The 20,554-nt window shown below is 71.8% G+C and carries 19 protein-coding genes and 4 tRNA genes; 5 read left to right on the top strand and 18 right to left on the bottom strand.

Annotated elements, in window-relative coordinates; all coding sequences use genetic code 11:
* Nucleotide 1: 1 nt before the first annotated feature.
* From rplK to AB4Y78_RS06860, 4 genes are all read right to left on the bottom strand, one after another.
* A complete protein-coding gene (gene rplK / locus AB4Y78_RS06875) occupies nt 2–439 on the bottom strand; it encodes a 50S ribosomal protein L11 (RefSeq protein WP_007928727.1) in 438 nt (145 codons plus the stop codon).
* Between the two features lie 86 nt (nt 440–525).
* Nucleotides 526–1,398, bottom strand: a complete 873-nt coding sequence (gene nusG / locus AB4Y78_RS06870; RefSeq protein WP_128277232.1) for a transcription termination/antitermination protein NusG — start codon at nt 1,396–1,398, stop codon at nt 526–528.
* A gap of 72 nt (nt 1,399–1,470) precedes the next feature.
* Nucleotides 1,471–1,743, bottom strand: a complete 273-nt coding sequence (secE, locus tag AB4Y78_RS06865) for a preprotein translocase subunit SecE (RefSeq protein WP_040881485.1) — start codon at nt 1,741–1,743, stop codon at nt 1,471–1,473.
* Between the two features lie 38 nt (nt 1,744–1,781).
* Nucleotides 1,782–1,854: transfer RNA gene (locus AB4Y78_RS06860), tRNA-Trp, on the bottom strand.
* Nucleotides 1,855–2,047: 193 nt separating this feature from the next.
* On the opposite strand from AB4Y78_RS06860, the gene AB4Y78_RS06855 reads away from it, so the two are divergent.
* From AB4Y78_RS06855 to AB4Y78_RS06840, 4 genes are all read left to right on the top strand, one after another.
* Nucleotides 2,048–3,346, top strand: coding sequence for an aminotransferase (locus tag AB4Y78_RS06855; protein ID WP_259911626.1), 1,299 nt, complete (start codon nt 2,048–2,050; stop codon nt 3,344–3,346).
* A gap of 2 nt (nt 3,347–3,348) precedes the next feature.
* Nucleotides 3,349–3,849: a DUF5709 domain-containing protein gene (locus AB4Y78_RS06850; RefSeq protein ID WP_040881484.1), complete on the top strand. Its 501-nt coding sequence runs from the start codon at nt 3,349–3,351 to the stop codon at nt 3,847–3,849.
* Nucleotides 3,850–3,866: 17 nt separating this feature from the next.
* Nucleotides 3,867–4,895, top strand: a complete 1,029-nt coding sequence (locus tag AB4Y78_RS06845; RefSeq protein WP_259911637.1) for an adenosine deaminase — start codon at nt 3,867–3,869, stop codon at nt 4,893–4,895.
* 136 nt (nt 4,896–5,031) lie between these two features.
* Nucleotides 5,032–6,528, top strand: coding sequence for a S8 family peptidase (locus tag AB4Y78_RS06840; protein ID WP_306513193.1), 1,497 nt, complete (start codon nt 5,032–5,034; stop codon nt 6,526–6,528).
* Nucleotides 6,529–6,608: 80 nt separating this feature from the next.
* Here the strand turns inward: AB4Y78_RS06840 and AB4Y78_RS06835 are convergent, their stop codons facing one another.
* The 10 genes from AB4Y78_RS06835 to AB4Y78_RS06790 all read right to left on the bottom strand — a co-directional run bounded on the left by AB4Y78_RS06835 (nt 6,609) and on the right by AB4Y78_RS06790 (nt 12,330).
* On the bottom strand, nt 6,609–7,682 hold the full coding sequence (locus tag AB4Y78_RS06835) for a UDP-N-acetylmuramate dehydrogenase (RefSeq protein WP_441736986.1): 1,074 nt from the start codon (nt 7,680–7,682) through the stop codon (nt 6,609–6,611).
* Nucleotides 7,682–8,107: a MaoC/PaaZ C-terminal domain-containing protein gene (locus AB4Y78_RS06830; RefSeq protein ID WP_387354852.1), complete on the bottom strand. Its 426-nt coding sequence runs from the start codon at nt 8,105–8,107 to the stop codon at nt 7,682–7,684. The genes AB4Y78_RS06835 and AB4Y78_RS06830 overlap by 1 nt, the downstream gene beginning before the upstream one ends.
* The gene (locus tag AB4Y78_RS06825) at nt 8,104–8,556 is read right to left on the bottom strand and encodes an FAS1-like dehydratase domain-containing protein (protein WP_441714989.1); all 453 of its coding nucleotides are present in this window, start codon (nt 8,554–8,556) and stop codon (nt 8,104–8,106) included. Before AB4Y78_RS06825 ends, AB4Y78_RS06830 begins: the two co-directional genes overlap by 4 nt.
* A gap of 92 nt (nt 8,557–8,648) precedes the next feature.
* Entirely contained in the window at nt 8,649–8,819 is a 171-nt protein-coding gene (rpmG, locus tag AB4Y78_RS06820; protein WP_007928715.1) for a 50S ribosomal protein L33, read from the bottom strand.
* Nucleotides 8,820–8,984: 165 nt separating this feature from the next.
* Nucleotides 8,985–9,058, bottom strand: a tRNA-Met gene (locus AB4Y78_RS06815).
* Between the two features lie 37 nt (nt 9,059–9,095).
* Nucleotides 9,096–9,168: transfer RNA gene (locus tag AB4Y78_RS06810), tRNA-Thr, on the bottom strand.
* A gap of 118 nt (nt 9,169–9,286) precedes the next feature.
* A complete protein-coding gene (locus AB4Y78_RS06805; RefSeq protein ID WP_259911614.1) occupies nt 9,287–11,056 on the bottom strand; it encodes a choice-of-anchor I family protein in 1,770 nt (589 codons plus the stop codon).
* Nucleotides 11,057–11,112: 56 nt separating this feature from the next.
* On the bottom strand, nt 11,113–11,544 hold the full coding sequence (locus AB4Y78_RS06800) for an acyl-CoA thioesterase (RefSeq protein WP_259911613.1): 432 nt from the start codon (nt 11,542–11,544) through the stop codon (nt 11,113–11,115).
* Nucleotide 11,545: 1 nt separating this feature from the next.
* Nucleotides 11,546–12,172 (bottom strand): DNA-3-methyladenine glycosylase I, encoded by a 627-nt coding sequence (locus AB4Y78_RS06795; RefSeq protein ID WP_441714987.1) that lies wholly within the window; start codon nt 12,170–12,172, stop codon nt 11,546–11,548.
* 72 nt (nt 12,173–12,244) lie between these two features.
* Nucleotides 12,245–12,330 (bottom strand) — tRNA-Tyr (locus AB4Y78_RS06790).
* 80 nt (nt 12,331–12,410) lie between these two features.
* On the opposite strand from AB4Y78_RS06790, the gene AB4Y78_RS06785 reads away from it, so the two are divergent.
* On the top strand, nt 12,411–12,905 hold the full coding sequence (locus AB4Y78_RS06785; protein WP_007928706.1) for a YajQ family cyclic di-GMP-binding protein: 495 nt from the start codon (nt 12,411–12,413) through the stop codon (nt 12,903–12,905).
* Between the two features lie 83 nt (nt 12,906–12,988).
* Here the strand turns inward: AB4Y78_RS06785 and AB4Y78_RS06780 are convergent, their stop codons facing one another.
* From AB4Y78_RS06780 to AB4Y78_RS06765, 4 genes are all read right to left on the bottom strand, one after another.
* Complete coding sequence (locus AB4Y78_RS06780; protein WP_441714985.1) at nt 12,989–14,338, bottom strand: MFS transporter; 1,350 nt, start codon at nt 14,336–14,338, stop codon at nt 12,989–12,991.
* 104 nt (nt 14,339–14,442) lie between these two features.
* Nucleotides 14,443–16,107, bottom strand: coding sequence for an AMP-binding protein (locus AB4Y78_RS06775; protein ID WP_441714983.1), 1,665 nt, complete (start codon nt 16,105–16,107; stop codon nt 14,443–14,445).
* Nucleotides 16,108–16,122: 15 nt separating this feature from the next.
* Nucleotides 16,123–19,320 carry a carboxyl transferase domain-containing protein gene (locus tag AB4Y78_RS06770; RefSeq protein ID WP_441714981.1) on the bottom strand — a complete coding sequence of 1,066 codons (3,198 nt, stop codon included), beginning with the start codon at nt 19,318–19,320 and terminating at the stop codon, nt 16,123–16,125.
* A gap of 16 nt (nt 19,321–19,336) precedes the next feature.
* Entirely contained in the window at nt 19,337–20,533 is a 1,197-nt protein-coding gene (locus AB4Y78_RS06765; protein ID WP_259910361.1) for an acetyl-CoA C-acyltransferase, read from the bottom strand.
* Nucleotides 20,534–20,554 lie beyond the last annotated feature (21 nt).

The raw sequence follows: 20,554 nt of genomic DNA, 5'->3' as shown, positions 1-20,554 counted from the left end.
CTCAGACGCCCGGGGTCTCGATGCCCATCTGACGCGCGGTGCCGGCGATGATCTTCATCGCGGCGTCGATGTCGTTGGCGTTGAGGTCGGGCATCTTGGTCTCGGCGATCTCGCGGACCTGGTCCTTGGTCAGCGAGGCGACCTTGACCTTGTGCGGCTCGCCGGAGGCCTTCTTGACGCCCGCGGCCTTCTTGATGAGCTCGGCAGCCGGCGGGGTCTTCGTGATGAAGGTGAACGAGCGGTCTTCGTAGACCGTGATCTCGACCGGCACGACGTTGCCGCGCATGTCCGCCGTGGCGTCGTTGTACGCCTTGACGAACTCCATGATGTTGACGCCGTGCTGACCGAGGGCCGGGCCGACGGGCGGGGCCGGGGTCGCGGCGCCAGCCTGGATCTGCAGCTTGATGTAGCCGGAGACCTTCTTCTGCTTGGGAGGCATGCGGTGTTCCTACTTCCGTGTTGTGGGCCGACGCCGTGGGCGATGACCCGGTTGCATGAGGTGCCACCGATCGGTGGCACCGACCATCAGATCTTGGCGACCTGGTGGAAGCCGAGCTCGACCGGGGTCTCCCGGCCGAAGATGGAGACGAGGACCTTGAGCTTCTGGCTCTCGGGGAGGATCTCGGAGATCGTCGCGGGCATCGTCTCGAAGGGGCCGTCCATGACCGTGACGGACTCGCCGATCTCGAAGTCGACGTCGACGGCGGTCGCGGCCGGCGCGGAGCCGGTCTGGGCGGCGGCACCGGGAGCGGCTGCGGCGGCCGGCTTGTCGAGGTCGGCCGGCTTGATCATCGTGAAGACCTCGTCGAGGCTCAGCGGCACCGGGTCGTGGGCGTTGCCGACGAAGCCGGTGACACCGGGCGTGTGCCGCACGGCGCCCCAGGACTCGTCCGTCAGGTCCATGCGGACGAGGACGTAGCCGGGCATCCGCGGCTGCTTGCGGACCTTCTTCTGACCGGACTTGATCTCGGTGACCTCGTCGATCGTCACGGCCACCTCGAAGATGTAGTCCTCCATGTCGAGGTTGGCGACACGGGTCTCGAGGTTGTGCTTCACGCGGTTTTCGTAGCCCGCGTAGGTGTGGATGACGTACCAGTCGCCGAACTTGGAGGCGAGGTCGTCCTTGAAGGCCTGGACCGGGTCCTCGGCGTCCTCGGGCAGGACGTCACCGTCGGTGTCGACCTCGGCATCTGCCTCGGCAGGGGCCTCGGTCGCCTCGTCGGACTCGTCGGCGGCGGCCTCCTCGAGGGCCTCGTCCGCGGCGCGGGCGTCCTCGACCTCCTGGGCCGAAGGGAGGTCAGCCGGCGGCTGGGCGGCGTGCTCGGCCTGCTCGGCAGCGATGACGCTCGAGGTGCCCTCTGGGTCCTGGGGCTCGGGGGTCTGGGTCTGCTCGGACATGACCTGATTCCTTCACTTCGACAACTTCGGCGGCGCTGGGCGCGCCCGGGACGGACGGGTTCGCGGGCGGCGTCAGCCGCCGAACACCCAGAGCACTGCCTTGGTGAACGCCGCGTCCAGGCCGGAGACGATGAGCATCATCACGGCGACGAAGACGATCACGACGAGCGTGTAGTTGATCAGCTCGGACCGCGTCGGCCGGACGACCTTGCGGAGCTCGTCCAGCACCTGGGCGAGGAAGAGTCCGATCGACCCGAAGAAGCGAGAGATCGGGTTGCCGCCCTTCGGCCCGCGCCGCGCCTTGGTCGGCTGCGCTCCGAGCTGGCTCACGTCGTCTCTTCTCATCCGGGATCACCTGGCTGCGCAACGGGTGTCGTGCAACGCAGGGCAGGAGGGACTCGAACCCCCAACCGCCGGTTTTGGAGACCGGTGCTCTACCAATTGAGCCACTGCCCTTCGGGAGACCGCGGTGGGGCCGATCTCCCGGGTCGGCTCCTCCCGTCGTCCCTGCGTGCGGGCACGCTGGAGAGTCTGGTCGAAGTCAACCAAGGGACAACCATACGTCACGTCGGGCACGCACCGCGAACCGAGGGCGAGGAGGTGCGGACCACCCTTCGCCCACGGCCTGCGAGGTGGAAGACTGGCGCCCGTGACCGAGCAGAGCAGCCGCCCCCTGTCCGACCTCTCCCCCGAGGAGCTCACCGCCCTCGCCGAGACCCAGCGCCGCGCCCACGCCGACCAGGCCGCCAAGGGCACCAAGCTCGACGTCACGCGCGGCAAGCCGAGCTCCGCACAGCTCGACCTCGCCGACGACATGCTCTCGCTGCCCTCCGCGACGACGGACCGCGCTGGCACCGACGTGCGCAACTACGGCGGCCTCGCGGGCCTGACCGAGCTGCGCGAGATCTTCGCCGAGCTGCTGTGGGTCGAGCCCGAGCAGCTCGTGGCCGGCGGCAACTCGTCGCTGACGATGATGCGCGACGTCCTCGTCGACCTCCTCCTCTTCGGTGCCGTCGACTCCCCCCGCCCGTGGGCGAAGGAGGACAAGGTCACCTTCATCTGCCCCGTCCCCGGCTACGACCGCCACTTCGCCCTCCTCGAGGACCTCGGCATCGAGATGGTGACCGTGCCGATGACCGACGACGGCCCCGACGTCGAGGAGGTCGCGCGGATCGCCGGCTCCGACCCGTCGGTCAAGGGCATGTGGGTCGTGCCGACCTATGCCAACCCGACCGGCGCGATCGTCTCGCACGAGGTCGCCAGCCGGCTGGCGGCGATGGAGACCGCCGCCCCGGACTTCAAGATCTTCTGGGACAACGCCTACGCCCTCCACCACCTCACCGAGGAGGAGGCCAAGAGCGCCGACATGATCACGCTGTGCTCCGGCGCCGGGCACCCCCACCGCACCGTCATGTTCGCCTCGACCTCGAAGATCACCTGGGCGGGCGCGGGCGTCGCCTTCCTCGCCTCGTCGACCGAGCAGGTCGCCTGGTACCTCGAGCACCTGGGCAAGGGCTCCATCGGCCCGGACAAGGTCAACCAGCTGCGGCACGTCGAGTTCTTCGGCGACGCCGACGGGGTGCGGGCGCACATGCGCCGGCACGCCGAAATCATCGCCCCGAAGTTCGCCGAGGTCGACCGGGTGCTCACCGAGCGCCTCGGCGGCCTCGGGGTCGCGACGTGGAACCGCCCGACGGGCGGCTACTTCGTCAACCTCGACGTGCTCCCCGGCACGGCCTCCCGCGTCGTCGCCCTCGCCAAGGAGGCCGGCCTGTCGCTGACCCCCGCCGGTGCCTCCTTCCCCCACGGGCAGGACCCGGACGACACCAACATCCGCCTGGCGCCCACCATGCCGCCGATGTCCGAGCTCACCGAGGCCATGGAGACGGTCGCCACGTGCGTCCTCATCGCGGCCGCGGAGCAGCTGGGCACGACCACCAAGGAGTGACCATGTCCGAGCGCGAAGACCTCGACACCGACCTGACGAGCTACAGCCTCGACGACGAGGACCAGCTGCAACCCGGCGACAGTCTCATGGGCAGCGGGACCGCGGACGAGGACCCGCTCGACGCGGGGTACTCCCCGCCCGACTCGGCGCGGGGCTCCTACGCCCACGGCGTCACCGCGGCGGAGCAGCGCGAGGGCGAGAGCATCGACCAGCGGCTCAAGCAGGAGGAGCCGGACACCACCTGGGAGGTCGACGAGCCCGGCCGCCGCGGGGACGACCGCATCGGCGGTGACGACCCGGACGCCATCGCCGCCGAGGACGACTGGATCGGCGACAGCGAGGTCGGCGACGCCCGCGCCGGGCGGCTCGTCAGCCCCGACGAGGGGGCCCACGACGACACCGACGACCAGGCCTGGGGCCGCGACGTCGGCGTCGACGGTGGCGCCGCCTCCGCCGAGGAGGCCGCCGTGCACATCATCGGCTCCGGCGAGGACGACGCCTGAGCGCGCCGGCCCGGGACCTGCGGACGCTCCCGAAGGCGCACCTGCACCTGCACTTCACCGGCTCGATGCGGGTGGAGACGGTCAGGGACCTGGCCCTCGACCACGGCCTGCGGCTGCCCGAGTCACTGCGTGAGGGGTACCCGCCACAACTGTCCGCAGCGGACGAGCGCGGGTGGTTCCGCTTCCAGCGCCTCTACGACGCGGCCCGGCACTGCGTGCGGGGCGAGGCCGACATGCGCCGCATCGTCCGGGAGGCAGCGCTGGACGACGGCGCCGAGGGCTCCCGGTGGCTCGAGATCCAGGTGGACCCGACCTCCTACGCCGCCGCCGTCGGCGGCATCACGCCGGCGATGGAGATCGTGCTCGACGAGGCCCGCTCGATCAACGCCACGGCCGACGAGACCGGCTCGGCCCGCGTCGGGGTCCTCATGGCGGCCAGCCGCATCCGGCACCCGCTCGAGGCCCGCACCCTGGCCCGCCTCGCCGCGCGTCTCGCCGGGCGCGGGGTCGAGGGCGTGCACGGCTTCGGCCTCTCCAACGACGAGCGAAGGGGGGCCACCCCCGACTTCGCCCCCGCCTTCCGGATCGCCGAGCGCGCCGGCCTCGCACTCGTCCCGCACTCCGGTGAGCTGCTCGGACCCGAGGCCATCGCGCAGACGCTGACGGCGCTGCACCCGCACCGGCTCGGTCACGGCGTGCGCAGCACGGAGGACCCACGGCTGCTCGCCGAGATCGTCGAGTCGGGGGTCGCCCTCGAGGTCTGCCCCGGCTCCAACGTCTCCCTCGGTGTCTACCGCGACGCACCCGCGGTGCCGCTGCGCCCTCTCGTCGAGGCCGGCGCGACGATCGCCCTGGGGGCTGACGACCCGCTGCTCTTCGACTCGCGGCTGCTCGACCAGTACGAGACCGCCCGGTCGGTGCACGGCCTCGACGACGCGCAGCTCGCCGAGCTGGCGCGCGGCTCCTTCCGGGCGAGCCGGGCGCCACGCGAGGTCGTCGAGACCGCGGTGCGCGACATCGACGCCTGGCTCGCGACGCCGGCCTGAGGCCACCCCCTTCGCCGATCTGACGGCGTGACCGCAGATCCTACGGCGTTCGACGCGCGCGAAGCGCGATCTTCTGCCAAGATCGCCGGTGCCGCGGCTCGACCCCCGGCTGCGGTCACCCAGGGAGGAATTGCACATGTCTTCACGCATGCGACCGCACAGCGCCCGGTGGGCGGCTGCCGCCGCCATCATCGGGCTCGGCGTCGTCGGCGCCCAGTCGGCCACCGGAGCGACCCAGGACGAGCCCACCTCGACCCCGGTCCCGATCTCGACCCCTGACGGCCAGATCTCCAGCTACGTCGTCAACGCCAAGGTGGCCAACCCCGGCCAGACGCGCAAGGTCGAGCGGGCCGTCGAGGCCGCGGGCGGCGTCGTCGTCCAGTCCTGGCCGCAGATCGGTGTCGTCATCGCGCACTCGACGAAGGCGAGCTTCCGCACCGACGTCATCGACCGCGCCCGCAACTCCGTCGAGTCCGTCGGGCCGACCCGATCGGTCGCCGTGAGCGAGGGAACGCCCGCCGGCGCCCAGGCCCCGTGGGGTCCTGGCAAGGGCCAGCTGAAGAAGGCCCGGACCAAGCAGGGCGACGTCTCCGCGGGCACCGCGGCCACGAGCACCGACCCGCGCGAGGGCGAGCAGTGGGACATGCAGATGATCAACGTGCCGCAGGCGCACCAGATCACCACCGGCTCTCCTGACGTCACCGTCGGCGTCCTCGACTCCGGCATCGACCCCGACCACCCGGACCTGGTCAACCAGATCGACCGCGCCAAGTCGGTCGGCTGCACCGACGCCGGCCGCCCGGCGACCGGCGAGTCCGCGTGGGCCCCGACGACGAGCGACCACGGCACCCACGTCGCCGGCACGATCGGCGCCGAGCGCAACGGCGTCGGCATCGTCGGCATCGCGCCCGGCGCGAAGATGGCGTCGGTCAAGGTGGTCAACGACGACGGGTTCATCTACCCCGAGTACGCGGTCTGCGGCTTCATGGAGGCCGGCCTCAAGGGCATGGACGTGACCAACAACAGCTACTACGTCGACCCTTTCGAGTTCTGGTGCGGTGACCAGCCGGAGCAGGCTCCGGCCATGGAGGCCGTGCGTCGCGCCGTCACCTGGTCGACGGAGCAGGGCACCGTCCACGCGGCGGCCGCCGGCAACAGCGCCTACGACCTGTCGGACAAGACGACCAATGCGTCGAGCCCCAACGACGCGGAGACCCCGGTCGCGCGCACGATCAACAGCTCGTGCAAGGACATCCCGACCGAGCTCGACGGTGTCGTCACCGTCTCCTCCGTCGACCGCCAGGGCAAGCTGTCGTCCTTTTCCAACCGGGGTCTCGGCTCGATCGACGTCGCCGCTCCCGGCAGCTCGATCCTGTCGACGATCGTCAACGGCAACGGCTGGGGCCTGAAGAGCGGCACCTCCATGGCCTCGCCGCACGTCGCCGGCGTGCTGACGCTCATGAAGTCGGCGCACCCGACGTGGGGCCCGGAGAAGATGATCCGCGAGCTGCGCGCCCAGGCCACCGACACCCCGTGCTCGACCACCACGCGCGGCGCCGCGTGCGTCGGGACGCCGGAGGAGAACTCCTACTTCGGTGACGGTCTGGTCGACGCCTACGGGGCGGTCCGCTGACCGCACGCACGATGCACGACGAGGGCCCACGGTCGACCTGACCGTGGGCCCTCGCCCGTCCCGCCGCTCGAGCAGCGGGGCTACAGCTCGTGGCCGACGAAGACCGGCTCGTTGACGAGCGTCACGCCGAAGGCGGACTCCACCCCGTCGCGCACCTCGCGGGCCAGCGCCGCGATGTCGGCCGCCGTCGCCGTGCCGCGGTTGGTCACGGCGAGGGTGTGCTTCGTCGACAGGGCGGCCGGCCCGGGCATCCCGTGCCCCTTGCCGAAGCCCGCCTTGTCGATGAGCCAGGCCGCGCTCGTCTTGACCAGCCCCTCCCCCGCGGGGAAGACCGGTGGGGTCGGTCCCTGCGGCCCCAGCCGCTGGGCGGCGCGCTCGACGAGCTCGTCGAAGCGCTCGGCAGGCAGGATCGGGTTGGTGAAGAAGGAGCCGCAGCTCCACGTGTCGTGGTCCGCCGCGTCGAGCACCATGCCGCGGATGCCGCGTTGGGCCAGGACGGCCTCGCGGGCCGCGGCGAGCGGCACCCGGTCCTCCTGCTCGACCCCGAGCTGGCGTGCCAGGTCGGCATAGGCCACCGGCGCCGACAGGCCACCCCGGCCGAGGCGGAAGGTCACCTCGAGCACGACGTGACGGCCCGTCTCCTTGAAGACCGAGTGGCGGTAGGTGAAGGCGCACTCCTGCGCCGTGAAGGTGCGCTCGCGCCGCTCGTCGCGGTCCCAGACGCGCACGCGCGTGATGGTCTGCGCGACCTCCTGGCCGTAGGCGCCGACATTTTGCACCGGCGTCGCCCCGGCCAGCCCGGGGATGCCGGAGAGCGCCTCGATGCCCGACCAGCCCTCGGCGACGGCGCGGGCGACGACGTCGTCCCACACCTCTCCCGCGGCGACGACGACGTCGACGTGCTCGTCGTGCGTGGACTCGACGCGGACCCCCTTCGTCGCGATGCGGACCACGGTGCCGCGGAAGCCGTCATCGGCGATGACGAGGTTGGAGCCGCCGGACAGGAGCAGCAGGGGCGTGCCCGCCTCGTCCGCGGCCCGGACGGCGGCGACGACCTCGTCGAGGGTCTCGGCGGTGACGAGGGTGTCGGCCGGCCCGCCGACGCGCATGGTCGTGAGCGGCGCCAGCTCGACGCCGTGCTCGGTCGCGCCCATCAGTCGAGCCGGGCCACGGCGCGGCAGCGGCCGAGCACCTTCTCGTCGCCGCAGGTGACGGTCAGCTCGACGGTCGCCTCACGGGTCTGCTCGTCGAGGGACTTCACGACGCCGGCGACGGCGATCTCCGCCCCGGCGCCGTGCGGGACGACGACCGGCTTGGTGAAGCGGGTGCCGTAGTCGACGATGCGCCCGGCGTCCCCGACCCAGTCCGTGACGACCTGGACCGCCGCACCCATCGTCCACATGCCGTGGGCGATGACGTCGGGCAGCCCGACCGCCTGCGCGGTCCGCTCGTCCCAGTGGATGACGTTGCGGTCACCGGAGGCGCCGGCGTAGTGCACGAGGTGGGCCCGGGTCACGGGGATGGTGCGGGGCGGGAGGGACTCCCCTTCGCTGACGTCCACGAAGCGGCGCACGGTCATGCTGACTCTCCTCCTCGGATGACGATCGTCGACAGGCTCGTCGCGACCGGCTGGTCCTGGGCGTCGACGATCTCGCTGCGCATCGTCACCATCTGGTGCCCGCCCGCGGCACGGATCGCGTCGACGTGCAGGACGCCGCGCAGCTCGTCGCCGGCGACGATCGGGCGGTGGTGGGTGAAGCGCTGCTCGCCGTGGACGACGCGCGAGTAGTCGACGCCCGCCTCGGGGTCGGTGACGAACTGCGCGTCCGTGCGCTGCCCCGGGATGACGGCGAAGGTCGGCGGCGCGACGAGGTCCGCGTAGCCAGCGGCCCGGGCGGCCTCGACGTCGTGGTGCACCGGGTCGGTCGCCCCGACCGCCGCGGCGAAGTCGCGGATGTGCTCGCGGCCCACGCTGAAGGGGGGCGTCGGGTCGTAGGTGCGCCCCTGGAAGTCCTCGTTCACGGCCATGCGGTCAGTCTAGGAGCGACGCCGCCGGCACGACGAAGCGGCCGTCGAGCAGGTGCTCGGCGGCCGCTTCGGCGCAGATGCGCTGCGCTCGGTCAGCGGGTCTCGCGGTGCAGGGTGTGTCGGCGGTCCCGCGAGCAGAACTTCATGAGCTCCATGCGGTCGGGGTTGTTGCGGCGGTTCTTCTTGGTGATGTAGTTCCGCTCCTTGCACTCCGTGCACGCCAGGGTGATCTTGGGGCGGACGTCGGCGCTCTTGGATGCCACGGTAAGAACCTGCTCTCGACAACTTCGGGTGGTACTCGCCTGCGCCGGTCTGCGCTGGGCGGGAGGTGCGTGTGGTGCTGCAGCGTGCAGCACGGCGACGCACAAGGATAGTCCACGGGCGGTCCCCACCGGAAATCGGTGGTCGCCGGCACCCGTGGTGCTGCGTAGCGGGAGCGGGACTCGATCCCGCGACCTCACGATTATGAGTCGTGCGCTCTAACCAGCTGAGCTACCCCGCCTTGGCGGTCGACCCGCGCTGCGCGCTGGTCGGACCCGAGCCCCCTGTCGGAATCGAACCGACGACCTTTTCCTTACCATGGAAACGCTCTGCCGACTGAGCTAAGGGGGCAGGCCCTCCGGATCGGAGTGATCCGGTGGACAACCTCGGGAGAGATTACACGGCAAGTGCCGTGGTCATGAAATCGGGGACCCGGCGAGGTCACCGGGCCCCCGATCAGCGATGCCGATCAGAGCAGGTCGGTCTCGACGACGGGGCCGCGCACCGGCTCGTCGGTGTCGTCGCCGTCGTCGGTCGGACGCGAGGTCGGCTCGTCCGTCGAGTCGTCCGTCGCGTCGTCCGTCGGCTCGTGGGTGGGGTCCGTCGGCTCGGTGGGGTCGGTCGGCAGGGTCGGCTCGGGCAGCGCACCGGGGGCGTCGACCTGCCAGATCGTCGTCGTGCCGGAGACCTCGTTGCCGACGAGCAGCAGCGGCTCGCCCGTCGGGCTGTCCGCCGCGGGGATGAAGTGCACGCCCTCGGGACCCAGGTCGCCGGCCGTGCCGGCCTCCGGGTCACCGGAGAAGTCGCGGTTCTTGGCATACCCGACGATCTCGGCGCCGGTCGGGTCGGTGACGTCGACGACGGCGATGCCGGAGTCGCGCTCGAGCCCGACGAAGGCATAGCTGCTACCACCGATCGCGCCGATGTCCAGGCCCTCCGGCTCCGGCCCCTTGGCATCGCTGCGGCTGTCGAAGGAGTCGTTGTCGTCGTGGCCCGAGTTGAAGTGCTCCGGGTCGCGCTCGGCGACGAGCTGCTCGAGCGCGTCACCGCTGTCCCAGACCTGCGAGCCGTCGGCGCCGAGGATGCTCACGGAGCGCCCGCCGAAGGAGTGCAGCTCCGTGTACCCCTCGTCGCCGCGCGGCGAGGTGGTCGTCACCGTGAGTCGACCGAGCGACTCGTCGGCCTGGACCGCCTCGGCGTCGGGGAAGGCCGTCGGGTCGAGGTCGAGGTCCTTGACCCGCTCCTCCTCGGCGAAGCAGTCGTACTCGCGGGCATCGCCCTCGTTGGCCGTGACGACGTACTCGCCACCGGCCGGCGCGGTGTAGGCGACCGCCCCGTCGGGCATGTACATGCCCTTGACCGGGTGGGTGTCGACGGCGATCTCGTCGTCCTTGTCGGAGGCGTCGATGCCCTGGCCCGCGACGGAGTGGTCCTTGAGGCCGAGCGGCACGATCTCGCGGACGGTCGCACCGGCGACGTCGACGATCGCCACCGCATTGGCCTCCTGGAGGGTCACCCACGCGGTCGCCCCGTCGGCGCTCGTCGCGATGTACTCGGGCTCGAGGTCCTGGGAGACGGTGGCCCCCGGCCCGAAGAGGCGCACGCCTGCAGCGCGCAGCTCGTCGGCGCGACCGTCGAAGGCGTCGAAGCCGGCGGTGCGCACCCGCGCGTCGGCGACGCCCCCGGAGAGGTCGACGACCGAGATGCTGCCGACGGGGTCGACCTGGCCGTCGCAGTAGCCCTCGGGCTCGCCCTCGTTGGCCACGAGGACCCGCTGCCCGTCGGGGGTGAAGGTCACCATGTCCGGCAACGCACCCACGGTGAGGGTGCGCTCGGCCTCGAGCGTCTCTGCGTCGAAGAAGGAGACGCTGCCCGCGTCGGTCTTGTCGTCGGCCTGCTCGGCGACGACGACCAGGCCGTCGTGGACGTCGACCGAGTTGGCCCCCGGGGTGTCGAGCGAGCCGACCTCGGTGGGCGTCGTCGGGTCGGAGATGTCGAGGACGTCGACCGTCCCCGCCTTGGCGTTGACGACGAAGGCCCGCTGGGTGGCCGGGTCGTGGGCGACGATCTCCGAGGCGCCCTCGTCGAAGGCCCCCGTCGAAAAGGTGCCGAGCGGGGTGAGGGTGACGTCGTCACCGGGGGCGGCCGTGGCGAGGCCGACCCCCACGGGGGTCACGAGGGCCGCGGAGAGGGCCAGGGCGAGGGCAGCGCGACGAGGGCGCTTCACAGGGGTGTGCATGGCCGGAACCTAGGGAGGTCACCCCCCACACCGTCGACCACGGGGTGAACGCCCCCTTAACCCTCGACGACCAGTCCTTCCAGAGATGGTCTGAGCGCCTCCGGGACGGGCGTGGGCCGTCGGGTGGTCGCGTCGACGAAGACGTGCGCCGAGGTCGCGACGGCGACGGGCACCCCGTCGCTACCACGCACGAGGGCGCACTCCCAGCGCACGCTCGTGCGCCCCACGCCCAGCGCCCGCAGCCCCACCTCGAAGACGTCGGGGTAGGAGATCTCGGCGAGGTAGCGGCAGCCCGTCTCGGGGATGAGGTTGATCGTGCCGTCACCGCGCGCCACGTCGAAGTCGTGCTGCCGGAGCCAGTCGTTGATGACCGTGTCCATGACGAAGTAGTGCACCGCGTTGTTGACGTGGCCGAACTGGTCGTTGTCGCTCCACCGCGTGGGCACGGTGGCCCAGTGCGGGTAGCGGGTGCGGTCGAGGTCCCTCACGTCAGACATCGTGCACCGGCGTCCCGTCCGGTCGCCACAGGCCGGAGGCCCCCCGGCGGTGGCTGCCGAGCAGGTGGGTGTCGACGATGCCGACCGCCTCCATGAGCGCGAAGGCCGTCGTGGGGCCGACGAAGGCGAAGCCGCGCCGCTTGAGCGCCTTGGCCAGGGCCCGGGACTCGTCCGACGCCGTCGGGACCTCGGCGGCCGTCCGTGGCCTGGGCGTGCGGTCGGGACGGAAGGACCACACGAGGGCGGGCAACCCCCCTTCGTCACGAAGGGAGCGGGTCGCCCCCGCGTTGCGGATCGTCGCCACGATCTTGGCCCGGTTGCGCACGATCCCGGCGTCGGCCATGAGGCGCTCGACGTCGGCGTCGCGGTACTCGGCGACGACGTCCGGGTCGAAACCGGCGAAGGCGGCCCGGAAGGCCTCGCGCTTGGCGAGGATCGTCGTCCAGGACAACCCCGACTGGAAGGCCTCGAGGCTCAGCCGCTCGAAGAGGCCGCGCTCGTCGCGCACGGGCATGCCCCACTCGGTGTCGTAGTAGTGCCTCAGCAGCTCGCCGTGGGCACCGTGTCCGTCCGCCCACGCCGGCCGCGCCAGCCCGTCCTCGCCCACCACCACGTCCATGCCGGCCATCGTGCCACCGGGGGACGACACGAGCCCCGCACCGAGATCGGTGCGGGGCTCGCGCTCCACTGCTGGTGGCAGGTGAAGGATTCGAACCTTCGTAGGGATAACCCGACGGATTTACAGTCCGTTTCCATTGGCCGCTCGGACAACCTGCCGTGTGCGTCTGGAAGGATAGCAAGCCGACCGCCCATCAACGCAATCCGGGCGCACCCTCGGCGAAGGAGTCACCACCAGCATGGCCACGAGCAGCTTCGACATCGTCAGCAAGGTCGACCGCCAGGAGGTCGACAACGCCCTCAACCAGGCGGCCAAGGAGGTCTCCCAGCGCTACGACTTCAAGGGCGTCGGCGCCTCGATCGAGTGGAGCGGCGACAACGTGGTCATCAAGGCCAACAGCGCCGACCGCGTGCTCGCCGTCCTCGACGTCTTCGAGTCCAAGCTCGTGCGGCGCGGCGTCTCGCTGAAGAACATCGACTTCGGCGACAAGGAGCCGCAGGCCTCCGGCAAGGAGTACGTCCTGTCCGGCCCCACCAAGGAGGGCATCGACCAGGACAACGCGAAGAAGATCTCCAAGATCATCCGCGACGAGGGGCCGAAGGGGATCAAGCCCCAGATCCAGGGCGACGAGCTGCGGGTCACCGGCAAGTCCCGTGACGAGCTGCAGGAGGTCATCGCGCTGCTCAAGGGCAAGGACCTCGACGTCGCGCTGCAGTTCACCAACTACCGCTGAGCCTCCCTTCGCTCGGCACGCCGGGCAGCACGAGACGACCGGCCGCGACCCTCGGGTCACGGCCGGTCGTCTCGTCTGCGAGGTCAGACCGCCACGGGGGCGACGTCGTCCTCGGGGTCGCCGACGGGGTTGTCCGCGTCGTGCCGGCGCAGCAGGCGACCGAGCAGCGGCACGCACAGCAGCCCGATGCAGGTCGCGGCGATGAGCACCCACAGGCCGGACGACGGCGACCCGGTCGCCGTCTCGGCGAGGCCGAAGGCGTAGGGCCCGACGAAGCCACCGGTGAGGCCGATGGTGTTGACGAAGGCGAGACCGGCGGCCGCACCCACTCCCCCGAGCCGGGCCATGAGCACCGACCAGTAGAGCGGCTGGACCCCGACGATGAAGAGCATCGTCGCGCTGAGGATGATCATCCGAGCCACCGGCTGCTCGACGGCGACGAAGCACAGCGCCAGGACGATCGCCGCCACGGTCGTGATGCCGATCAGCCGCACCTCGCTGCCGGGGTTGCGCCGCAGGACGCGAGGCACGACGAGCACGCCGATGACCGCCCCGATGCCGACGACGCCGGAGATCAGCCCGATGACGAAGGTGTCGGTGACGTCCATGGCCTGGACGATCGAGGGCACGAAGAAGATCACGCCGTAGGTCGCGATCTGGTTCATGAAGTAGATCGCCGCGACGGTCAGCAGGAAGGGCGTGGAGATCGCCTGGCGAACGATCGCGCCGGGGCTGCCGACGGGCTCCTCCGCGCCGACCGCGCGCCGGGTCAGCTCGGCGGCCTCGTCGCGCGTCAGCCAGCTCGCCCCGGCCGGCGAGTTGGGCAGGACGACGAAGATGATGACGCCGAGGAGCACCGTCGGGATGCCCTCGAGGACGAAGAGCCACTGCCACCCGTGCAGGCCGCCGACCCCGTCCATCTTCATCAGGGCGCCGCCGATCGGGTTGGCCACGATGAAGGCGACGGACGAGGCGGTGAGGATGAGCCCGACGGCGGTCGCGCGGTCCTTCTGCGCGAACCACGTCGTGATGAGGTACATGATCCCCGGGTAGAGACCGGCCTCGGCCGCACCGAGCAGCAGGCGCAGGACGTAGAAGATCGTCGGGCTGGAGATGAACATCATCGCCATGGTGATCAGGCCCCAGGTGACAGCGATCCGCCCAATCCAGACCTTCGCGCCGATCTTGTGGAGGATGAGGTTGCTCGGCACCTCGAGGGCCGCGTAGGTGAGGAAGAACAGCCCCGCCCCCAACCCGTAGGCCGCGGCGTCGATGCCGGCGTCCACCTCGAGCGAGGACTTCGCCAGCCCGACGTTGGTCCGGTCGACGAAGGCCATGAAGTAGGCCGCCATGAGCAGCGGGACCAACCGCACGAAGGCCTTGCGTGTGGCTCGCGCGTGCACCGCGTCCGACGCCGTTGTCGGTGATGTCATGTGAACTCCTGTATCTGAAGGATGATTCAAGTTCATATTGAACTCGGATTCAGATTTGTGTCAAGGGTCACGTTGTTGAGCGGTCACCCGCGGGACGAAGGGGGTCAGGCCCGGGCCGCGACGACCTCGCCGGCCCGCTCGAGCAGCTCGCCCTTGCGGATCTTGCCGGTGTCCGTCAGCGGGAAGGCCGGCAGCACCTCGACGAAGGGCACCTTGTAGACCGCCATCCGGTCCCGTGCCCACTGCTCGACGTCGGCGCCGGTCACCTCACCGACCGTCGTCACGAAGGCCACGGGACGCTGGCCGCTCTCCGGGTCGGGCGCGGGGACGACGGCCACGGTGTCGATGGCCGGGTGGTCCACGAGGAGCGACTCGACCTCCGCCGGGAAGACGCTCATGCCGTTGACCTTGATCATGTCCTTGGCCCGGGCCAGGTAGTGCAGGCAGCCGTCGTCGTCGAGGTAGCCGGTGTCCCCCGTGCGCAGCCAGCCGTCGCGCAGCTGTCGCGCCGTCGCCTCGGGGTTGCGCCAGTAGCCGGTCGTGATCGAGGGGCTGCGCAGGATGATCTCGCCCGGCTCCCCGAGCGGCATCGGCTCGGCGGTCACGGGGTCGACGACGAGGACGTCGGTGCCGGGGACGGGCAGCCCGCAGAAGACGGGCGTCGTCGTCAGGTCGTGGTCGTCGACCTGGAAGCCGTGCGGCACGACGTCGATGGTGTGGCTCTCGGTGAGTCCGTAGGACCCCTCGCGCAGCACCGAGTGCCCACCGACGACCTCCGCCCACCGGCGGCGCACCTCCGGCGTGAGCTTGCGGATGAAGGACATCGCCATCGGCGAGGTGAAGCTCGACAGGTCACGATCGGCGATGTCGGGCAGGTCGAGGATCGCCAGGTAGCTCTCGACCGTCGCCGCGGTCGTCGTCACGCCGTGGCGCTCCACGAGGTCGACGACCGTCGCCGCGTCCCACCGCGAGAGCAGGACGCTCGTGCCACCCATGACGAGCGGGATGAGGATGCCCAGGTCCTCACCGGCGATCCAGAAGACGGGGACGAAGCACAGCGAGACCACCTCACGCCCCAGACCATTGGCCCCCGCCCCGCTCAGCGCCGTGTAGACCATGTGCCGCTGGGAGTGCTCGCACCCCTTGGGCAGGCCGGTGGTGCCGCCGGTGTAGTTGAGCGCGGCGAGCGCATCGAGGTCGCGGGCCGGCTCGGGCAGCGGGTCCGCCGTGAGGGCGTCGACCCAGGCCACGACCTCGACCCCAGCCTGCCGAAGGGAGGAGACCTCACCTCCCACGACGACCACCGTGGCCACCCCGGCCTCGGCCGCGGCCGGCAGGAGTCGCTCGGCGAGCGTCGCGTGGGTGACGACGACGCTCGCCCCGCTGTCGGCGAGCTCGTGGACGAGCTCGGCGTGCTGGAACATCGCGTTGACGGGCACGTGGACGCACCCGGCGCGCAACGTGCCGAGGAAGGCGAGGACGAACTGCGTGGAGTTGCCCAGGTGCACGCCGACGCGCTCACCGGGGGCCACCCCCTTCGCCCGGAGCCACCCGGCCCAGCGCGCGTGCTGCGCGGCGACGTCGGCGTAGGTGAGCACCTCCTCCCCCATGACCACGGCGTGGTGGTCCGGCTGCTCGACCGCCCACCGGTCGACGTACTCCGGGACGGTCAGCTCCCCGAAGGGGTGGGCGACCTCGCGGGGCGTGTCGGCGGGCCGCACCCGCTCCTGCCGCGCGCGGACGTCTGCGAGGTGCTGCGTGTACTCCATCGGACTCTCCTTGGCTCACCAGGTGTCGACGTACCCCCGTGGCACGTCGGTGTGGTCGACCTCGCCCAGTGCCGTGGTGATCCACTGCCGGGTGTCGACCGGGTCGATGACGTCGTCGAGCTCGACGACGGCTGCGGCGTTGACCGCGCGCCCGCGCTCGTACATCTGCGCGAGCAGCTGCGCCTCGAGCTCGGCCCGCTCCGCGGGGTCGGCGACCGCCTCGAGCTCGCGACGGAAGCCCAGCCGCACGGCGCCTTCCAGGCCCATGCCGCCGACCTCGCCGGTCGGCCAGGCCAGCGTCGCGGCCGGCCGGTGGAAGCCGCCGGCCGCCATCGCCTGCGCACCGAGGCCGTAGGCCTTGCGCAGGACGACGGTGACGACCGGTACCCGCAGGTGCGCCCCGATGACGAAGAGCCGCGCGAAGTGCCGCACCGTCGCGGTGCGCTCGTGGTCCGGGCCGACCATGAATCCCGGGGTGTCGCAGAGCGACACGACCGGAAGCCCGTGCGCGTCGCAGAGCTGGAGGAAGCGCGCGAGCTTGTCGGCCGCGGGGCTGTCGATGGCGCCGCCGAGGTGTCGCGGGTTGTTGGCGACGAGACCCATCGGGCGCCCCTCGATGCGTACGAGCGCGGTGATGACGCCCGGGGCGAAGCCCGCCCGCAGCTCGAGGACCGAGCCCTCGTCGGCGAGGGTGTCGATCGCCCGGCGCACGTCGTAGGCCCGCACCCTGCTCTCGGGCACGACGTGACGGAGGTGGCGCTGGTCGGGGGCGCTCCACTCCTCGCGACGACCCTGGAAGTAGCCGAGGTAGCGCTGCGCCACGGCGACCGCCTCGGCCTCGTCGTCGACGACGACGTCGACGACACCGTTGCCGCCCTGGACCTCGATCGGGCCGACCTCCTCGGGGGCGAAGACGCCGAGGCCGCCCCCTTCGATCATCGCGGGGCCGCCCATGCCGATCGTCGAGTCACGGGTGGCGATGATGACGTCGCAGCAGCCCAGCAGGGCGGCGTTGCCGGCGAAACAGCGCCCGGCGGCGATGCCGATGGTCGGCACGAGCCCGCTGAGCCGGCCCATCGTCGCGAAGGTCGGCACGTCGAGCCCGCTGGCGACGGTGGTGTCGGTGTCTCCGGGGCGACCGCCACCCCCTTCGGCGAAGAGGACGACGGGCAGCCGCTGCTGCTCGGCGATCTCGAGCATCCGGTCGGTCTTCTTGTGGTTGAGGTAGCCCTGGGTGCCGGCGAGGACCGTGTAGTCGTAGGCGAGCACCGCGACCCGCGGACTCGTCCCGGGAGCCGTCGTCACCCGCCCGATGCCGGTGACGATGCCGTCGGCCGGCGTGGTCGCGATGAGCTCCTCCTCCGTGCGGCGCGCCCGCTGGGCGGCGACCGCCAGCCCGCCGTACTCGACGAGGCTGCCCTCGTCGAGCAGGTCGGCGAGGTTGTCCCTCGCCGTCCGCTGCCCCCGCGCGTGCCGTGTGGCGACCGCCTCGGGGCGGGCCGCGTCCAGCCGCCGCGCCTGCCGCTCGCGCAGACGGGTCAGGTCTGCCCGCTCCGTGTCGAGGTCGGGTCCCTCGTCGACGGCAGCGGCCTCCTGGCCCACGGACGAAGGGAGCAGCCGCACGAGCAGGTCCCCGGCAGCCGTCGTGGCCCCCGGCCGGGATCGCACCTCCGTCACCGTGCCGGAGACCGGGGCGGTGACGACGTGCTCCATCTTCATCGCCTCGACGACGAGCAGGGGCGCGCCGAGGGTGACCTCGTCACCGGCCCCGACGAGGACCTCGAGCACGGTGCCGGTCATCTCAGCGCGCACCTCGCCCGGAGCCGCCTCGTCCGCCGACGCCCCGGCGTCGACCGTCGCCAGCACCCCTGAGGACTCGATCCACCCCGTCGTCACCTGCCAGCGTGCGAGGTCGTCGTGGGCGAGCAGCTCGCGCAGCAGGGGCAGGGTCGTCTCGACCCCGTCGATCGAGCACTCGAGCGCGGCCCGGCGCGCCTTGTCGAGCGCGCCGGCGAGACCGCCGTGGCTGTGGGTGACGACCTTGGCGACGAGGGAGTCGAAGGCCCCGTCGACCCGGGAGCCCTCGACGAGATGGGTGTCGACCCGCACCCCGGGGCCGCTCGGCCAGGTCAGGCCGGTCGCCACCCCGTGCGCGGGCAGGAGCGCGCCGTCGGAGCCGACCCGCTCGGCCGCGACGCGCAGCTCGACCGCAGACCCTCGCACGGCGGGTGGGTCGGCCAGGCCGAGGTCGCCGAGGGTGCGGCCGGTGGCGAGCGCGAGCTGGGTGAGGACGAGGTCGACCCCCGTGACCAGCTCCGTCACGGGGTGCTCGACCTGCAGGCGCGGGTTGACCTCGATGAACCACCAGCGGGTCGGGTCGTCGGCGTCGAGGAGGAACTCCACGGTCGCCAGCCCGCGGTACCCACGACCGACGAGCAGCCGCACGGCGGCCTCGTGCAGGGCCGCGCGCACGTCGTCGGGCAGGTCCGGTGCGGGCGCGACCTCGACGACCTTCTGGAAGCGGCGCTGGAGGGTGCAGTCGCGCTCGCCGAGGTGGGTGACTCCCCCTTCGCCGTCGGCCGCGACCTGCACCTCGACGTGGCGCGCGCGCTCGACGTAGAGCTCGGCGAAGAGGTCACCGGAGCCGAAGCTGCGCTCGGCCTCCGACCGCGCCCGCTCGACGGCGGGGGCCACCGGCTCACCCGCCGGCACCGCGCGCATGCCCCGGCCGCCGCCACCGGCCGCGGCCTTGATCATCACGCCGCCGGGCAGCTGCGCCCGCGCGAAGTCCTCGACCTCGGCGACGCTCGCCCCGACGTCGGTGGCCGGCAGGACCGGCACGCCGGCCTCCTGCGCGGCCGCACGCGCCCGCCCCTTGTCGCCGAAGAGCTCGAGCAGCCCGGCGTCGGGGCCGACGAAGGTCACGTCGGCGTCCGCGCAGGCCCGCGCCAGCTCCGGTGACTCGCTGAGGAAGCCGTAGCCGGGGTGGAGCAGGGTGCAGCCGTGCTCCCGAGCACCGGCGACGAGGGCCGCGGCGTCGAGGTAGGCCGCCGGGCCCTCGCCGGGGAGCACGTGGACGCCGCTCGCCAGACGCGCGGCGAGGCCGTCGGCCTCGGCACGCGTCACCGCGACGACCGCCTCCAGCCCGGCCTCCCGGGCCGCCCGCACGATGCGGACGGCGATCTCACCGCGGTTGGCGACGAAGACGCCCATGGTCTCTCCCTTCGGCTCAGAAGATCTCGAAGAGGCCGGCCGCGCCCATGCCGCCCCCGACGCACATCGTCACGACGCCGTAGCGGGCTCCGCGCCGCTTGCCCTCGATGAGGACGTGGCCGGCCATGCGGGCGCCGGACATGCCGTAGGGGTGGCCGATGGAGATCGCGCCGCCGTTGACGTTGTACTTCTCGGGGTCGATGCCGAGGGTGTCGCGGCAGTAGAGCGCCTGGACGGCGAAGGCCTCGTTGAGCTCCCACAGGCCGATGTCGTCGACGGTCAGGCCGTGCTGCTTCAGCAGCTTCGGCACGGCGAAGACCGGGCCGATGCCCATCTCGTCGGGCTCGCAGCCGGCGACGGCCATCCCGCGGAAGGCGCCGAGCGGGGTCAGTCCGCGACGGGAGGCCTCCTCGGCCTCCATGACGACCGCGGCGGACGCGCCGTCGGACAGCTGCGAGGCATTGCCGGCGGTGATGGAGAAGCCCTCGGTGCCGTCCTTCGCGAGGACCGGGCTGAGCTTGCTCAGGTCGGCGAGCTGGGTGCCGGGGCGGTTGCCCTCGTCCTTGGTCAGGGTCACCTGCTGCGAGCCGACCTCGCCGGTCGCCTTGTCCTTGGTGAGCATCGTCGAGGGCAGCGGGACGATCTCGTCGTCGAAGGCGCCGGCCTCCTGCGCCGCAGCGGTGCGGCGCTGCGACTCCAGGGCGTACTCGTCCTGCGCCTCGCGGCTGATGCCGTAGCGGCGGGCGACGACCTCGGCGGTCTCGAGCATCGACATGTACGTCGCCGGCACGTGCTCGACGAGCCACGGGTCCTGGGCGCGGTAGGTGTTCATGTGCTCGTTCTGCACGAGCGAGATCGAGTCGACACCGCCGCCGACGGCGACCTGTTGGCCGTCGAGGATGACCTGCTTGGCGGCGGTCGCGATGGCCATGAGGCCACTGGCGCACTGCCGGTCGACGGACATGCCGGCCACGCTCACGGGCAGGCCGGCCCGCAGGGCGGCCTGACGACCGATGTTCATCGCGGTCGAGCCCTGCTGGAGGGCGGCGCCGATGACGACGTCCTCGATCTGCTCGCCCTCGACGCCGGCGCGCTCGACGGCGTGCCGCACGGCATGGCCGATGAGCTCCTGGGCCTGGGTGTCGTTGAAGGCGCCGCGGTAGGCACGGCCGATCGGGGTACGGGCGGTGGAGACGATGACGGCTTCGCGCATGGTCACTCCTGGTCTGTGGGT

Source organism: Janibacter sp. RAF52 (assembly GCF_052114035.1).
Lineage (GTDB): Bacteria > Actinomycetota > Actinomycetes > Actinomycetales > Dermatophilaceae > Janibacter > Janibacter hoylei.
Note: the sequence above shows the minus strand (reverse complement) of the source record. Positions and strands in the feature narration are given on the sequence as shown.

Bases quoted from the DNA above. Each gene is read 5' to 3' on its own strand.
- AB4Y78_RS06835 (WP_441736986.1), bottom strand. From the start codon at position 7,682: ATGGGCGCGACCGAGCACGGCGTCGAGCTGGCGCCGCTCACGACCATG.
- AB4Y78_RS06850 (WP_040881484.1), top strand. From the start codon at position 3,349: ATGTCCGAGCGCGAAGACCTCGACACCGACCTGACGAGCTACAGCCTC.
- AB4Y78_RS06785 (WP_007928706.1), top strand. From the start codon at position 12,411: ATGGCCACGAGCAGCTTCGACATCGTCAGCAAGGTCGACCGCCAGGAG.
- AB4Y78_RS06825 (WP_441714989.1), bottom strand. From the start codon at position 8,556: ATGGCCGTGAACGAGGACTTCCAGGGGCGCACCTACGACCCGACGCCC.
- AB4Y78_RS06775 (WP_441714983.1), bottom strand. From the start codon at position 16,107: ATGGAGTACACGCAGCACCTCGCAGACGTCCGCGCGCGGCAGGAGCGG.
- secE (WP_040881485.1), bottom strand. From the start codon at position 1,743: ATGAGAAGAGACGACGTGAGCCAGCTCGGAGCGCAGCCGACCAAGGCG.
- rplK (WP_007928727.1), bottom strand. From the start codon at position 439: ATGCCTCCCAAGCAGAAGAAGGTCTCCGGCTACATCAAGCTGCAGATC.
- AB4Y78_RS06840 (WP_306513193.1), top strand. From the start codon at position 5,032: ATGTCTTCACGCATGCGACCGCACAGCGCCCGGTGGGCGGCTGCCGCC.
- AB4Y78_RS06805 (WP_259911614.1), bottom strand. From the start codon at position 11,056: ATGCACACCCCTGTGAAGCGCCCTCGTCGCGCTGCCCTCGCCCTGGCC.
- AB4Y78_RS06830 (WP_387354852.1), bottom strand. From the start codon at position 8,107: ATGACCGTGCGCCGCTTCGTGGACGTCAGCGAAGGGGAGTCCCTCCCG.
- AB4Y78_RS06765 (WP_259910361.1), bottom strand. From the start codon at position 20,533: ATGCGCGAAGCCGTCATCGTCTCCACCGCCCGTACCCCGATCGGCCGT.
- AB4Y78_RS06795 (WP_441714987.1), bottom strand. From the start codon at position 12,172: ATGGACGTGGTGGTGGGCGAGGACGGGCTGGCGCGGCCGGCGTGGGCG.
- AB4Y78_RS06780 (WP_441714985.1), bottom strand. From the start codon at position 14,338: ATGACATCACCGACAACGGCGTCGGACGCGGTGCACGCGCGAGCCACA.
- AB4Y78_RS06770 (WP_441714981.1), bottom strand. From the start codon at position 19,320: ATGGGCGTCTTCGTCGCCAACCGCGGTGAGATCGCCGTCCGCATCGTG.
- nusG (WP_128277232.1), bottom strand. From the start codon at position 1,398: ATGTCCGAGCAGACCCAGACCCCCGAGCCCCAGGACCCAGAGGGCACC.